This is a genomic window from Aeromonas sp. QDB54 (genome assembly GCF_027707385.1).
Taxonomy (GTDB): Bacteria; Pseudomonadota; Gammaproteobacteria; order Enterobacterales; family Aeromonadaceae; genus Aeromonas; species Aeromonas hydrophila.
In genome coordinates this window covers 172,333-185,954 of the sequence record NZ_JAPCIT010000003.1, presented here as the reverse complement: position 1 = coordinate 185,954, position 13,622 = coordinate 172,333, and the positions used below count along the sequence as shown (strand labels likewise).

The window sequence follows — 13,622 nt, the reverse complement described above, 5'->3', positions numbered from 1 at the left end:
GATGGCTGCATTCGAATACAAGGCCCTCGACGGCAAGGGACGCAACAAGAGTGGCGTGCTGGAGGGGGATTCCGCCCGCCAGGTACGCCAGCTGTTGCGCGAGCAGGGGCTGACCCCGCTCGAGGTGAACGAGACCACCGAGAAGGCCAAGCGCGAGGCGAACCGCTTCGTGTTGTTCCGCCGTGGTGCCAGCACCGCCGAGCTGGCGATGATCACCCGCCAGCTGGCTACCCTGGTGGGGGCCGGTCTCACCATCGAAGAGGCGCTCAAGGCCGTCGCCGAGCAGTGCGAGAAGGCCCACCTGCGCAGCATGGTGGCCACGGTGCGCAGCAAGGTGGTGGAGGGCTATTCGCTGGCCGATTCGCTGGCGGCCTTCCCCCATGTGTTCGATCAGCTGTTCCGCTCCATGGTGGCGGCCGGCGAGAAGTCCGGTCACCTGGAGAAGGTGCTCAACCGCCTCGCCGACTACACCGAGCAGCGCCAGCACATGCGCACCAAGCTGCTGCAGGCGATGATCTACCCCATCGTATTGACCTGCGTCGCCATCGGCGTCATCTCCATCCTGCTCACCGCCGTGGTGCCCAAGGTGGTGGCCCAGTTTGAACACATGGGTCAGCAACTGCCGGCCACTACCCGCTTCCTCATCGGTACCAGCGAGCTGATGCAGCACTACGGCCTTTGGTTCCTGTTGCTGCTGCTGGTGGGTGGTTTTGTCTGGCGCTGGTGGCTGACTGACGACAAGCGTCGCCGTCACTGGCACCAGCTGATCCTGCGCCTGCCGGTGATCGGCCGGGTCAGCCGCGGTCTCAACACCGCCCGCTTCGCCCGTACCCTGAGCATCCTCAACGCCAGCGCCGTGCCGCTGCTGGAGGGGATGAAGATCTCCGGCGAAGTGCTCTCCAACGACTTTGCCCGCATGCGCATCGGTGAGGCCACCGAGCGGGTGCGGGAGGGGACCAGCCTGCGCAAGTCGCTGGATGAAACCAAAATTTTTCCGCCCATGATGCTGCACATGATCGCCTCCGGCGAGCAGAGCGGCGAGCTCGACAACATGCTGGAGCGGGCGGCGGACAACCAGGATCGGGAGTTTGAAACCCAGGTGAACATCGCCCTCGGGGTGTTCGAACCCATGCTGGTGGTCTCCATGGCCGGGGTGGTGCTGTTTATCGTGATGTCGATCCTGCAGCCGATCCTCGAGCTCAACAATATGGTGAATATGTAAGGTTCGGATGTTCGAATACGCTTCGCTATTCGAGCCTGCCAGTCCAATCGAGCGATCGTGGTTTAACAGTTAATCGTTGATGGTTCATGCCATCTCATTTCGTGAGGGAGTAAGTCATGCAAAAGCGTCGTCAATCGGGTTTTACCCTGCTGGAAGTGATGGTGGTCATCGTGATCCTGGGGATCCTGGCCAGCCTGGTGGTGCCCAACCTGATGGGCAACAAGGAGAAGGCTGACCAGCAGAAAGCGGTCTCCGACATAGTGGCGCTGGAAAACGCCCTCGACATGTACAAGCTGGACAACAACCGCTACCCGACCACCGAGCAGGGGCTGGACGCGCTGGTCAACAAGCCGACCGCCGCACCTGAGCCGCGCAGCTACCGCGAAGGGGGCTACATCAAGCGCCTGCCGCAGGATCCCTGGGGCAACCCGTACCAGATGCTGAGCCCGGGTCAGTTCGGCAAGATCGACATCTTCTCCATGGGGCTGGATGGCGAAGCCGGTACCGATGACGACATCGGCAACTGGAACCTGAAGGACTTCCAATAAGTGATCCCGCCACGTCGCGCTCACCGAGTCATGCCGAGGCTGCCTGAATGAAGGTGGCCTCTTCTGCCCGTCGCCAGGCCGGTTTTACCCTGCAGGAAGTGTTGCTGGTGGCCATGTTGATGGGTCGGCTCGAGGCCACTGCCATGCAGTTGAGGCTGGCGCCATGAAACATAGTCGCCAGGCCGGTTTTACTCTGCTGGAAGTGTTGCTGGTTGCCATGTTGATGGGGCTGGTTGCCACTGCCGTCACCCTCAGCATGGGCGGCGCCAGGGGGGATAGAGAGCTGGACAAGCAGGCGCACCGCTTCATGGCCGTGCTGCAGCAGGCGCAGGAGTACTCGGTGATGGATGGCCGGCTGGTGGGCCTGCGTGTCGAGGACAACAGCTGGCAGTTCATGCAGCGCGCGGCCAAGGATCGCAAGTGGCAGGTGATGAGCGGTGACAAGCTGCTGGATCGGGTCGAGTTGCCCGACAACATGCGGCTGGCCATCGAGCTCGAGGGCTTCAGCTGGCGGACCGAATCCGACGAGAAGTACGAGAAGGGGCGCGACGAGAAGGAGCGCACGCCGCAGGTGTTCATCTTTCCCGGTGGGGAGCTGACCCCCTTCGTGCTGACCCTAACCCAGCAGGACGACGATCTGCGCTATGTGCGCACGGTCAAGGCGGACGAATTCGGCCGCCTGCGCCTGCTGCAGGACGAGGAGGAAGAGGAATGAACGCCCGCGGCATGACCCTGCTGGAAGTCATGGTGGCGCTGGCGGTGTTTGCCATCGCCGGGCTGGCGGTGATGAAGACCGCCAGCGAGCACCTCTCCGGCCTCAACTATCTGGAACAGAAGACCCTGGCGACCTGGGTGGTGGAGAACCAGCTGGTGCAGCAGAAGCTCGAAGCCAAGTGGCCCGGTGACAGCTGGGTGGAAGGGGACGAGCAGATGGCGGGCCAGACCTGGTACTGGCGCTATCGCGGCGTCGCTACCGCCGACAGCAACTTCAAGGCGCTGGACATGGAAGTGCGTACCGCGCCCAAGGCCGAGAGCCCGGTGGCCATGATTCGGACCTATATCAGCCGATGAACCTGCATCAAGGTGTCTCCATGATCCGGAGCCAGCATCAGCCGATGAATCTGCAGCAACGTGTATACATGACCCGGCGTCAGGAGGGGTTTACCCTGCTGGAGATGCTGGTGGCCATCGCCATCTTCGCCGGCCTGAGCCTGGGCGCCTATCAGGTGCTGCAAGGGGTGCTCACCAGCGACGAGGTGGCCAAGCGCAAGGAGGCTCGTCTCTCCGAGCTGCAACTGGCCTTCTCCGTGCTGGAGCGGGATATCACCCAGATGGTGCCGCGCAGCGGCCGCATCGACGGCGAGAACAACAAGGTGCTGCTGGCGGCCTCCCGTTTCGGCCAGCAGAGCGACGACTGGGGCATGGCCTTCATGCGCGGCGGCTGGCTCAACCCGGACGGCATGCTGCCGCGCTCCGGCCTGCAGCGGGTCGGCTGGCGCCTCAAGGATCACAAGCTGGAGCGGCTGAGCTACCTCTACCCGGATCCGGTGATCGGCACCGAGCCGCGCATTCAGCCGATGCTGGAGCGGGTGACGGCGCTGCGGCTCTACTTCTACGACAAGGGCGCCTGGAAAGAGGAGTGGACCCAGCGCAACGTGCTGCCCTACGGGCTGGCGGTGGAGCTGGATCTGGAAGACTACGGTACCATCCGTCGCCAGTTCCTGATCGGGGCCGGTGGTCAGAGGGCAGAGAATGGTAACTGATCGTCGTTTTTCCCGCCCCGGCCGCCAGGGGGGCATGGCCCTGCTGGTGGTGCTGCTCATCCTGTCGGTGATGGTGATCATCGCCAGCAACATGAGTGGCCGCCTGCAGCTGGAGCTGCGCCGCACCGCCAACCTCACCGCCGGCAAGCAGGCCTGGTGGTATGCCATGTCGGCGGAGGCGCTGGTGAGCAAGGTGCTGGCCCAGGATTTCAAGGACGACCCCAACGTGGTCAGCCTGGGGCAGAACTGGGCGCGCCAGGATGCGGTCTTCCCGGTGGATGACGGCAAGCTCACCGGCCGGGTGCGGGATCTGCAATCCTGCTTCAACCTCAACAGCCTGAGCGTGCCGTTGAAAGACGGGATCAGCGGCGACGATCTGGAGAAGCAGCCCTATCCGGTCAAGGTGTTCAAGGCGCTGCTCAAGCAGCTCGAGGTGGAAGATTACGAGGCGGTGCAACTGACCGATGCCATCCGCGACTGGACCGACAAGGATACCGTGCTGGTGTCGAGCTACGGCGCCGAGGATGCCTATTACGAAGGGCTCACCCCCCCATATCTGACCGCCAACCAGTGGATGCTCGGCACCGACGAGCTGCGGGCGGTGCGCGGGGTGAGCGCCAAGCTGTACGCCCGGCTGGCGCCCTATGTGTGCGCCCTGCCCAACGACAAGCTGGTGGTGAACGTCAACACCATCCGCCCGGAGCAGTCGGCCCTGCTGGTGGCGCTCTATCTGGACAAGGTGGGGCTGGACGATGCCAAGCGGGTGCTGACCAGCCGTCCCCAGAAGGGGTGGAAAAACAAGAAGGAGATGACGGACCAGATGCCGGTGCAGGTGAGCAACATCCAGGGGCTGGATGCGGCGCTGGACGTCAAGAGCAGCTATTTCGAGGCCAGGCTGATTGCCGAGGTGGGTGACACCCGCGCCCGGCTGGAGAGCGTCTTCGTGCGCGGCAAGGACAACAAGCTGGTGATGCTGCGCCGTCTGAACGGTGGCGCCGAATAACAAGGGAGGCGGGCGACGGCCGTTGGCCGGCCCGCGCCATCCCCCGATTGGACTGCAGCCCATGGCTGCGCGCCCGCCCATCCCGAGGGATGCGAGCGAGCATGGCAGGAGAGACATTAGTGAGCGAGAGTCTGGTCATCCGTCTGGGGACCAATGCGCAGCAGCCGGTCGAGTGGCTGGTGTGGTCGGGCGGGGAAGAGGAGGTGATCGCCTCCGGTACCCTGGCCTCGGCCCATGCCCTTGGCGAGCTGCAGGAGCGGGCCGGTGGCCGTCCGGCGGTGGTGCTGGTGCCCGGCAGCGATCTTATCTTCCGGCGGGTGAGCCTGCCGGGCAAATACAGCCGCCAGTCCGCGGCCGCCTTGCCCTATCTGCTGGAGGAGCAAATCGCCTCCGACGTGGATGAGCTGCACCTGGTGGTGCTGGGTCATCAGGGGCACGAGGTGGACCTGATGGCGGTCGACAAGGAGAAGATGCAGACCTGGCTCGGCTGGCTGGAGCAGGCCGGTCTCAAGAGTCGGCAACTGCTGCCGGACGTGCTGGCGCTGCCGCAGGCGAGCGAGGGCTGGTCGGCGCTGCAACTGGGCAAGGAGTGGCTGCTGCGCCAGGGCCCCTGTCAGGGCATCGTCGCCGACGAGCCGCTGCTGGCCATGCTGCTGGCGGCGGAGCCGGCGCCGGTGACCATTCACAGCCATACCCCGCCGCCGGCCATTGCGGCGGCCAGCTGGCAGGCGGCCGATCCCGAGCTGCCCATGCTGCTGCTGGCCCGGGGGGCGCTCGCCAGTCAGGCCAACCTGCTGCAGGGCCCCTACCGACCGCAGACCGAATACTCCCGCTACTGGCAGCAGTGGCGCAAGGTGGCGGTGGTGGCCGGAGCGCTGTTGGTGGTGGCGTTTGCCCAGCGCGGCGTGCAGCTCTATCAGCTGGCGGAGCAGGACAAGGCGCTCAAGGCGGAGATCCGGCAGGTCTACACCCGGATCTTCCCGGGGGAGAGCCGCATCGTCAACGTGCGCAGCCAGATGACCCAGCACCTCCAGCAGCTGGGGCAGACGCCGCAGGACGGGGTGTTGATGGTGCTGACCGAGCTGGCCCCCACCTTCGCCGAAGTACCCGGCCTCAAGCCCGAGGTGCTGCGTTTCGACGCGGCCCGCGGCGAGCTCAGGCTGCAGGTGACGGCTCCCGGTTTTGCCGAGATCGAGCGTTTTCGCGAGCTGGCCGGCAAGCGCTTCGACGTGCAGCAGGGGGAGGTGCGCAGCACTGAAGGTAAGGTTGAAGGGGCACTGGTGCTGAAGGGTAAATCATCATGATGGACAAACTACAAGGCTGGTGGCGCGGTATCAGCGCCCGCGAGCAGCGGCTGGTGGCGGTGGGCGGCAGCGTGCTGTTGATCGGCTTCTGCTACTGGGTCATCTGGCAGCCCATCGGCAATCGCATCGATGAGCGCGAGCGGCAGGTATTGAGCCAGCAGCAGACCCTCGCCTGGTTGAAAGAGAAGGGTGAAGAGGTGCTGGCGCTGCAGGGTGGCCAGGGCCGCCAGCTCGATACCAGCGGCACCCTGGAAGGGGTGGTCAACCGCACCGCCTTCAACCAGAAGATCAAGATTGCCCGGTTGCAGCCTCAGGGCCAGGAGCTGCAGGTGTGGATCGACACGGTGGCGTTCGATGACCTGCTGATCTGGCTGGCGACCCTGGCAGATCGCCATGGCGTGCAGGTGCAGGTGATCGAGGTGGCCCGCGAGAATCTGGCGCCCGGCCTGGTCAAGGTACGCCGCTTGCAGCTGAGCCGTCCCCAATGAAACAACGCGTCCCGAGCAGGGCCATATGCCTGAGCGGGCGTTTGCAGTCGAGTCGTTTTCTATGAAGCAAAGAGTGCTGATTGCCGTGCTGTTTCTGGCGGCCTATCTGGTTTTCCTGCTGGCCAAGCTGCCGGCGTCTCTGGTGGTGCGCTACCTGCCGCTGCCGCCCCTGGTACAGCTGGAAGGGGTGAGCGGCACCCTCTGGAGCGGCCAGGTTGCCCGCCTGCAATACGCCAGCGAGTCGCTGACCCAGCTGCGCTGGGAGCTCAACGGCTGGTCGCTGCTGCGTTTTGCCCCTGAGGTGTCCCTGCGCTTTGGCGAGCGCAGCGGCCTCAACGGGCAGGGGGTGGTTGGCTGGAGCGGCGCCGCCTTTGGCCGCGACATCACCCTCAACGTGCCGGCCCCCTGGCTGCTGGCGCGGGTGCCGATGCAGTTGCCCGTGCCGGTGACGGTGGCTGGCCAGCTGCAGCTCAAGCTCGATCAGGTTGCCCAGGGCAACCCCTGGTGCGACAACCTCTACGGCAACCTCTACTGGTACGGGGCCGATGCCGATACCCCGGCCGGCAAGCTGGTGCTGGGGGATCCCGAGATCAAGCTGACCTGCATCGACTCCCGGCTGGTGGCCGAGCTCAAGCAGGGCTCGGAGGCGGTGCAGGTGCAGGGCAAGCTGGAGCTGCAGGCCAATCGCCAGTACCTGTTCCAGGGCACGTTGAAACCGGGGCCCGATCTGCCGGAGCAGATGAAGCAGGGGCTGCCCTTCCTCGGCCAGCCCGATGGTCAGGGGCGCTTCCCGCTGCGCTACCAGGGCCGCATCTGACGGCCTTGCTGTCTGATCTGGCATGCATCAACACCACCCCGCCCCGGCGGGGTGGTGTCGTTATGGGGTGGTGCTGGCCGGCGCCGTGATGAGGTGATTGAGGAAGAAGCGGAACAGCTCGGCCCGCGAGCGCAGGTGCAGCTTGGCGTAGAGGTGCTTGCGGTGATTCTTCACCGTGCCGCTGCCGATGCCGAGCGCACCGGCAATGGCCTCGGTGTCGAGCCCCTGCAACAGCAATCCCGCCACCTGACGCTCGCGGCGGGTGAGGCTCGCCCCCCCCACGCTGGCGATGGCCTGCTCCACGGTCGCCTTGAGATCAGTGCCGCCTGGCAGTGCTGGACTCTGTGCCAGCAGGGCGGCTTCCTCCCGCCAGTGCTGGCGGCACAGCGAATGCACCAGCGGGAACAGTGCCTCCAGCCTGGCCAGCTCGTCACGGCTGAGGGAGCTGCGCTTGTCGAGGCGGCCCAGAAACAGCATCAGGGTGAGGCCGCCGCGCACCGGCAGGATCAGCCCCACCTCCTCCTGCCAGCCGGTAGCCTGATAGAAGTGGTGGCGATACTCGGGGTCGAGCCGCCCGCGCGACACCTGTGCCAGGGTCCAGACCCCGGCCCCCAGACCCTGTTCCAGCGCCTGCATAAAGGGATCCTGACTGAAGTGGCGGGTGAGGTAGCGATCGAACAGCAGGGCCCGCTGGTGGTGCAGGTTGTCGTAGAGGTAGACGGGGCGCTGCCCCACCCCGAGCAGCAGGGCACAGTCGAACGCCACCTGCTGCTGGATCAGGCGTACCAGCGCCGCCGGAAAGGCGCTGCCGTGCAGGGCATCGACCACCTCGGTCATGCTGCGGGTCATGGCATCTGTGGCAAGAGTCTGGATCATGGGTACTGGTTCATGGCGATGGCTTCCGGGTGGCGGGCAGGCTCCCCGCGATGGTCGTGCGATGGTCGTGCGATGGTCACACGATAGCCGGATGCTAGCACGAGAGTGGCAAAACTGTCCCCTGGGGGACATATTCGGTACGAGCCAGAGCGGCGAGGATGTGGGCTTTTCCCCCTGTTGTTGGAGACCCCATGATCAACCCCCACCTGCTCGATGAGCTGACCCGACGCGGCCTGGTGGCCCAGAATTCCGATCCGGTGGCGCTGGCCGACCATCTTGCCACTCCGCGCACCGTCTACTGCGGGTTCGATCCCACCGCCGGCAGCCTGCACATCGGCCATCTGGTGCCGCTGTTGATGCTGCGCCGCTTCCAGCTGGCGGGCCACACCCCGGTGGCGCTGGTGGGCGGTGCCACCGGTCTTATCGGCGATCCCAGCTTCAAGGCGACCGAGCGCAACCTCAACAGCGCCGAGACGGTGCAGGGCTGGGTAGCCAGCCTGTCGGCCCAGATAAAAGCGCTGCTGCCGGCCAGCGAAGGGCTGGCGGCACCGCTGCTGGTCAACAACGCCGATTGGATGGGGCAGATGTCCGCCCTCGATTTTCTGCGCGACATCGGCAAACACTTCTCGGTCAACGCCATGCTGGCCCGCGAATCGGTGCGCCAGCGGCTGGCCCGCCCGGATCAGGGTATCTCGTTCACCGAGTTCTCCTACGCCTTGCTGCAATCCCAGGACTTCGCGGTGCTCAACCAGCGGCTCGGCTGCACCCTGCAGATCGGCGGCAACGACCAGTGGGGCAACATCACCAGCGGCATGGATCTCACCCGCCGCCTCCATCAGGCTCAGGTCTATGGCATGACGTTGCCGCTTATCACCAAGGCCGACGGCACCAAGTTCGGCAAGACCGAAGGGGGCGCAATCTGGCTCGACCCGGCGCTCACCTCGCCCTACGCCTTCTACCAGTTCTGGCTCGGCACGGCGGATGAGGATGTCTACCGCTTCCTGCGCTACTACAGCTTCATGCCGCTGACCGAGATTGAGGCGCTGGAGGCGGAGGATGCGAAGCGACAGGGGCGCAAGCTGGCGCAGCAGGTGCTGGCCGACGAGCTGACCGAGCTGGTGCACGGCAAGGGGGCGCTTGCGGCAGCGCAGCGCATCAGCGAACTGCTGTTCAGTGGCGAGGTGGCCCGCCTTGGCGAGAGCGATCTGGCCCAGCTGGCGCAGGATGGCATGCCGGGCTGGCGTATCGAGGGGGAAACAGATCTGGTGACCCTGCTGGTGGAGAGCGGTCTGGCCAACTCGAAGAGGATCGCCCGCGAGCTGCTGGCGGCAGGTGCCATCAGCCTCAATGGCGAGATCCGCCGGGATGAGCCACTGACGGCGGCCGACCGGCTGTTCGGCCGCTACCTGCTGCTGCGCCGGGGCAAGAAGCAGTACCGGCTGGTGACGTGGCTGGGGTGAGTCGATCCGGGATCGACAAGGGCTGCCTGGGCAGCCCTTTTGTTTATCCGTCAGTTCGAGAGCCTTGTAGCCCTGTTGGCTTACATGGCCAGCGGCAATAACTCGGCGTAGTCGCGGAAGGGATGGGGGAGGCGGTGCCTGGTTGCCCGGATGCTCACCTGCATCTCGGCTTACCCGGCCAGCGGCAATAACTCGGCGTAATCACGGATCGCCGGGAAGGCGGTGATGTGCTGCTCGGGCTGGCAACTGTCCGGGTTCTGGATGGCGAGCTGATAACCGATGCCGTAGTCGGCGGCGGCGCGCAGGATCCGCTCGCTGTCATCTACAAAGAGAGTGCGGGCCGGGTCGAACGCCAGCCGCTCGGCCAGTGCCTGCCAGCAGTGCTGGCTCTCCTTCGACCAGCCCAGCTCGTGGGTGCTCACCATCAGATCGAGGTGGCCGGCCAGCCCCAGCTGCGCATCCTTCACCGACAGGCTGGCGGGGTGGGCATTGGTGAAGAGCACCAGCTGCTTGCCGGCGGCCCGCAGGGCGGCCAGGAAGGGGATGACGTGTGGCCGCCACTGGATCTTGGCCAGGATTTCCTGCTTGAGGGCGCGGATGTCGAGCCCCAGCGTCTCGCTCCAGTAGTCCACGCAGTACCAGTTGAGGGTGCCGCTGACGGCCTGGTAGTGCGCCTCGATCTGCACTCTGGCCTCGGCCAGCGGCAGGCCGAGTCGCTCGGCATAGCGCTCGGGTACCAGCTGTTGCCAGAGGTGGTTGTCAAAATGGAGATCGATCAGGGTGCCATCCATATCGAGCAGGACAGTGTCTATCTGGTGCCAGGGCAGTGGGGTCGGTGGTCGGGTCGAAACGGGCGGGCATTATAACGGATTTTTACCGCCGCTTTCCCACCCTTGCCCCGTGGTGTTCGAGAGGGGAGTCGTTTACTCTTGAAACACGATTTTTTAACGAGCAGCCAGCCCCGATGAGTGACCTCCACCAACGCAAACCCGTCCACCTCAGCGTCGACACCATGGCGCACGACAAGAGCAAGCCGGAGATCCTCAAGGCCGAGATCGTGGCCGAGAGCCGGCTGTTCAAGGTGGAGTCCCTCCATCTCAAGTTTTCCAACGGCGAGGAGCGGGTCTACGAGCGGATGCGCGGTGGCAACCGGGGCGCCGTCATGGTGGTGCCGCTGTTCGATGCCCACACCCTGCTGCTGGTGCGCGAGTACGCGGCGGGCACCCACTCCTACGAGCTGGGCTTTCCCAAGGGGCTGATCGACCCGGGTGAAGATGCCTTTGAGGCGGGCAACCGGGAGCTGATGGAAGAGGCGGGCTTCGGCGCCAACAGCCTGACCCTGCTCAAGCAGGTGTCGCTGGCGCCGGGGTACTTCTCCAGCCGGATGGACATCTTGCTGGCACGGGATCTCTTCCCCGAGCTGCGGGTGGGCGACGAGCCCGAGCCCCTCGAGGTGATCCCCTGGCCGCTGAACCGGATCGACGAATTGCTGGCGCGACCCGACTTCACCGAGTCGCGCAGCATCAGTGCGCTGCTGCTGGCCCAACGCTGGCTGGCGGAGCAGGCAGAGTAGCCCGCAGACGGGCAGTTTGAATACAGAGGATAACAAGATGCAGGAGTTGTTGGCCTGGGTGCCGGGGGTCAAGGAGATCGCGCGCGAAGCGGGCAGGATCCTTCACGAAATCTATCACGGCGGTCAGTTCGAGCGTCAGCTGAAGGAGGATGCGACCCCGGTCACCAGTGCCGATCTTGCTGCCGATGCCTACCTCAAACAGGCGCTGTCGGCGCTCACTCCCCATGTTCCCGTGCTGACCGAAGAGGCGGCCGACATCCCCTTCAGCCAGCGCGCCAACTGGCGCCAGTACTGGCTGGTGGATCCCCTCGACGGCACCGGCGAGTTTATCGCCGGCAGCGGCGACTTCGCCACCCTGATCGCCCTGGTGCAGGACAATGTGCCGGTGCTCGGCGTCATCTATGCCCCCGAGTCGAACGTGCTCTACTGGGCGGTGCGCGGTCATGGCGCCTTCAAGGAGGCGAACGGCGAGGTGCATCCCATCAGCGCCATGCACCACGAGCACGATCAGCCCGATTCGCTGGTGGTGGCCATCAGCCGCCGCCAGAGGCTGGAGAACCTGACTCGCCGTCTCAACCCGGCCATCAACTACGAGCTGATCCCGCTCGGCTCCAGCTCGCTCAAGTCCTGCCTGGTGGCGGAAGGGGCGGCCGACTGCTACGTGCGGCTCGGCCCTACCGGCGAGTGGGACACCGCCGCCGCCCAGTGCATCGTCGAGGCGGCCGGTGGTCGCATCCTCAGCCTGGCGCTGCAACCGCTGCGCTACAACGAGACGGAGTCGCTGGAGAACCCGGACTTCATCGTGATGGGGGATCCGGATCTCGCCTGGGGCAGCATTCTGGCTCACTGAGCGGGTGAACAGGTCATCATTGACGGCAATCAGGCGGCCCCATGGCCGCCTGATTGCTTGGTGTGATCCGCTGGTTTCATCGGGAATGAACAGAAATATCCGCTGGCAAAGCGCGGGAATGACAGTGAATCATCACAAGAGAGGGCGGCGGAACGGCACGATTTTTCAGGTAATTCTGCAAACGATCGATTGGCCAAAATAAAAAATTGACCATGAATGGAAATTTGGTTTTAAATTTCGTAAATTTAACAAAATTAAGTTTTATTCATTTATGTGACCCCGATTCCATTCCCAATCTCACTGGCTGAAGCCCGTAATGGTAGTGATATGTTTCAGGGTGGATTTTTGAGAATTAAATCCCGATAAACCACAATGAACTCAGATTAAAACACTGACAAGAAGTGAATTAGTAATGAGTTTGTCTGTAGACGTCACCAAGGAGCTGTCCGGTTCCTGCTCCACCACCGTCAGCGCCACCCCCTGGCGCCGCCACGACACCCACTGGGTCATCAGCCTGTTTGGTACCGCCGTCGGCGCCGGCATCCTGTTCCTGCCCATCAATCTGGGTCTGGGCGGGATCTGGCCCCTCATCATCGTCTCCGTGCTGGCCGGCCCCATGACCTTCCTGGCCCACCGCGGGCTGGCGCGCTTCGTGCTTTCCTCTTCGCGCCCCCACGCCGACTTCACCGAGGTGGCCCAGGAGCACTTTGGCAAGATGGCCGGCCGCCTCATCTCGGCGCTCTACTTCCTCTCCATCTTCCCGATCCTGCTCATCTACGGGGTCGGGCTGACCAACACAGTGGAGAGCTTCATGATCAATCAGCTCGGCATGGATGCCCCGAACCGGGTGATGCTCTCCGGCCTGCTGGTGTTCGCCATGATCGCCGTGATGCTGGCCGGCGAGAAGGCGATGCTGCGCGCCTTTGCCGTCATGGTCTATCCGCTGGCGGCCATCCTGGCGGCGCTCTCCTGCTACCTGATCCCCCAGTGGCAGTGGCCGCAGCTGGGCAGCTTGGAGGGCGGCAGCTTCCTCAACACCGTCTGGCTGGCGCTGCCGGTCACCGTGTTCGCCTTCAGCCACGCTGCCGCCATCTCCGGCTTTGCCAACGTGCAGCGCCGGGAGTACGGCGAGCAGGCGGAAGCCAAGAGCAGCCTGATCCTGCGCAACACCACTGTCATGCTGGTGGGCTTCGTGCTGTTCTTCGTCTTCTCCTGCGTGCTGAGCCTCTCGCCGGCCCAGCTGGCCGAGGCCAAGGCCCAGAACGTCTCGGTGCTCTCCTATCTCGCCAACATCACCGACAATCCGGTGATCGTGACCCTGGGGCCGCTCATCGCCTTCATCGCCATCAGCTCCTCCTTCCTCGGCCACTTCCTCGGGGCCCGCGAGAGCCTGAAAAGCCTGATCGCCAAGCCCACCGGCCTGTCGCTGGCCAAGGCGGACCGGCTCGGCATCGCCCTGATGTTCTTCTCCATCTGGGGCGCCGCCATCATCAACCCGGGGATCCTGGGGCTGATGGAGACCCTCTCCGGCCCGGTGATCGCCATGATCCTGTTCATCATGCCGGTGGTGGCCATCTACAAGGTGGAGGCGCTGGCCCGCTTCCGCCAGCGCTGGGCCAACGGCTTTATTCTGCTGACCGGCGCGCTGGCGGTGTCGGCGCTGATCTTCAGTCTGCTGAAGTAACGGCGCGCAACCAGCCGCAAAGCAAAAGAGAGAG

At 64.6% G+C, this 13,622-nt stretch carries 15 protein-coding genes; 13 read left to right on the top strand and 2 right to left on the bottom strand.

Annotated features, from left to right (window positions below; translation table 11 throughout):
- Position 1: 1 nt before the first annotated feature.
- The 9 genes from exeF (at position 2) to exeN (ending at position 7,145) form a co-directional block, all read left to right on the top strand.
- Positions 2-1,222: a GspF family T2SS innner membrane protein variant ExeF gene (gene exeF, locus PG881_RS04365; protein ID WP_010635230.1), complete on the top strand. Its 1,221-nt coding sequence runs from the start codon at positions 2-4 to the stop codon at positions 1,220-1,222.
- Between the two features lie 116 nt (positions 1,223-1,338).
- Complete coding sequence (gene exeG / locus PG881_RS04360) at positions 1,339-1,770, top strand: GspG family T2SS major pseudopilin variant ExeG (protein WP_005308483.1); 432 nt, start codon at positions 1,339-1,341, stop codon at positions 1,768-1,770.
- 163 nt (positions 1,771-1,933) lie between these two features.
- Positions 1,934-2,485 (top strand): GspH family T2SS minor pseudopilin variant ExeH, encoded by a 552-nt coding sequence (gene exeH, locus PG881_RS04355; RefSeq protein WP_270798121.1) that lies wholly within the window; start codon positions 1,934-1,936, stop codon positions 2,483-2,485.
- A complete protein-coding gene (gene exeI / locus PG881_RS04350; RefSeq protein ID WP_073348808.1) occupies positions 2,482-2,841 on the top strand; it encodes a GspI family T2SS minor pseudopilin variant ExeI in 360 nt (119 codons plus the stop codon). Before exeH ends, exeI begins: the two co-directional genes overlap by 4 nt.
- A gap of 44 nt (positions 2,842-2,885) precedes the next feature.
- A complete protein-coding gene (exeJ, locus tag PG881_RS04345; protein ID WP_270798275.1) occupies positions 2,886-3,533 on the top strand; it encodes a GspJ family T2SS minor pseudopilin variant ExeJ in 648 nt (215 codons plus the stop codon).
- Entirely contained in the window at positions 3,523-4,536 is a 1,014-nt protein-coding gene (gene exeK / locus PG881_RS04340; RefSeq protein WP_270798120.1) for a GspK family T2SS minor pseudopilin variant ExeK, read from the top strand. Before exeJ ends, exeK begins: the two co-directional genes overlap by 11 nt.
- Positions 4,537-4,655: 119 nt before the next feature.
- Entirely contained in the window at positions 4,656-5,840 is a 1,185-nt protein-coding gene (gene exeL, locus PG881_RS04335; protein WP_011704547.1) for a GspL family type II secretion system protein ExeL, read from the top strand.
- Positions 5,837-6,328: a GspM family type II secretion system protein ExeM gene (gene exeM, locus PG881_RS04330; protein ID WP_016349344.1), complete on the top strand. Its 492-nt coding sequence runs from the start codon at positions 5,837-5,839 to the stop codon at positions 6,326-6,328. Before exeL ends, exeM begins: the two co-directional genes overlap by 4 nt.
- A gap of 61 nt (positions 6,329-6,389) precedes the next feature.
- Entirely contained in the window at positions 6,390-7,145 is a 756-nt protein-coding gene (gene exeN / locus PG881_RS04325) for a GspN family type II secretion system protein ExeN (RefSeq protein WP_011704549.1), read from the top strand.
- A 60-nt stretch (positions 7,146-7,205) separates the two neighbouring features.
- On the opposite strand, the gene PG881_RS04320 is transcribed toward exeN, so the two are convergent.
- On the bottom strand, positions 7,206-8,021 hold the full coding sequence (locus tag PG881_RS04320; RefSeq protein WP_270798119.1) for a helix-turn-helix transcriptional regulator: 816 nt from the start codon (positions 8,019-8,021) through the stop codon (positions 7,206-7,208).
- A 191-nt stretch (positions 8,022-8,212) separates the two neighbouring features.
- Here PG881_RS04320 and tyrS point away from each other — a divergent pair, with 191 nt between their 5' ends.
- Positions 8,213-9,481, top strand: a complete 1,269-nt coding sequence (gene tyrS / locus PG881_RS04315; RefSeq protein WP_270798118.1) for a tyrosine--tRNA ligase — start codon at positions 8,213-8,215, stop codon at positions 9,479-9,481.
- 170 nt (positions 9,482-9,651) lie between these two features.
- On the opposite strand, the gene yrfG is transcribed toward tyrS, so the two are convergent.
- Positions 9,652-10,308, bottom strand: coding sequence for a GMP/IMP nucleotidase (gene yrfG, locus PG881_RS04310; protein WP_270798273.1), 657 nt, complete (start codon positions 10,306-10,308; stop codon positions 9,652-9,654).
- 137 nt (positions 10,309-10,445) lie between these two features.
- Here yrfG and nudE point away from each other — a divergent pair, with 137 nt between their 5' ends.
- From nudE to PG881_RS04295, 3 genes are all read left to right on the top strand, one after another.
- On the top strand, positions 10,446-11,054 hold the full coding sequence (gene nudE, locus PG881_RS04305) for an ADP compounds hydrolase NudE (protein WP_270798117.1): 609 nt from the start codon (positions 10,446-10,448) through the stop codon (positions 11,052-11,054).
- Positions 11,055-11,091: 37 nt separating this feature from the next.
- Positions 11,092-11,904 carry a 3'(2'),5'-bisphosphate nucleotidase CysQ gene (gene cysQ / locus PG881_RS04300; protein WP_270798116.1) on the top strand — a complete coding sequence of 271 codons (813 nt, stop codon included), beginning with the start codon at positions 11,092-11,094 and terminating at the stop codon, positions 11,902-11,904.
- Between the two features lie 412 nt (positions 11,905-12,316).
- Positions 12,317-13,588, top strand: a complete 1,272-nt coding sequence (locus PG881_RS04295) for an aromatic amino acid transport family protein (protein ID WP_201886967.1) — start codon at positions 12,317-12,319, stop codon at positions 13,586-13,588.
- The last annotated feature ends 34 nt before the right edge of the window (positions 13,589-13,622 follow it).

Coding starts and splice junctions, on each gene's coding strand:
- exeF (WP_010635230.1), top strand. CDS start 2: ATGGCTGCATTCGAATACAAGGCCCTCGACGGCAAGGGACGCAACAAG.
- exeG (WP_005308483.1), top strand. CDS start 1,339: ATGCAAAAGCGTCGTCAATCGGGTTTTACCCTGCTGGAAGTGATGGTG.
- exeH (WP_270798121.1), top strand. CDS start 1,934: ATGAAACATAGTCGCCAGGCCGGTTTTACTCTGCTGGAAGTGTTGCTG.
- exeI (WP_073348808.1), top strand. CDS start 2,482: ATGAACGCCCGCGGCATGACCCTGCTGGAAGTCATGGTGGCGCTGGCG.
- exeJ (WP_270798275.1), top strand. CDS start 2,886: ATGAATCTGCAGCAACGTGTATACATGACCCGGCGTCAGGAGGGGTTT.
- exeK (WP_270798120.1), top strand. CDS start 3,523: ATGGTAACTGATCGTCGTTTTTCCCGCCCCGGCCGCCAGGGGGGCATG.
- exeM (WP_016349344.1), top strand. CDS start 5,837: ATGATGGACAAACTACAAGGCTGGTGGCGCGGTATCAGCGCCCGCGAG.
- exeN (WP_011704549.1), top strand. CDS start 6,390: ATGAAGCAAAGAGTGCTGATTGCCGTGCTGTTTCTGGCGGCCTATCTG.
- PG881_RS04320 (WP_270798119.1), bottom strand. CDS start 8,021: ATGATCCAGACTCTTGCCACAGATGCCATGACCCGCAGCATGACCGAG.
- tyrS (WP_270798118.1), top strand. CDS start 8,213: ATGATCAACCCCCACCTGCTCGATGAGCTGACCCGACGCGGCCTGGTG.
- nudE (WP_270798117.1), top strand. CDS start 10,446: ATGAGTGACCTCCACCAACGCAAACCCGTCCACCTCAGCGTCGACACC.
- cysQ (WP_270798116.1), top strand. CDS start 11,092: ATGCAGGAGTTGTTGGCCTGGGTGCCGGGGGTCAAGGAGATCGCGCGC.
- PG881_RS04295 (WP_201886967.1), top strand. CDS start 12,317: ATGAGTTTGTCTGTAGACGTCACCAAGGAGCTGTCCGGTTCCTGCTCC.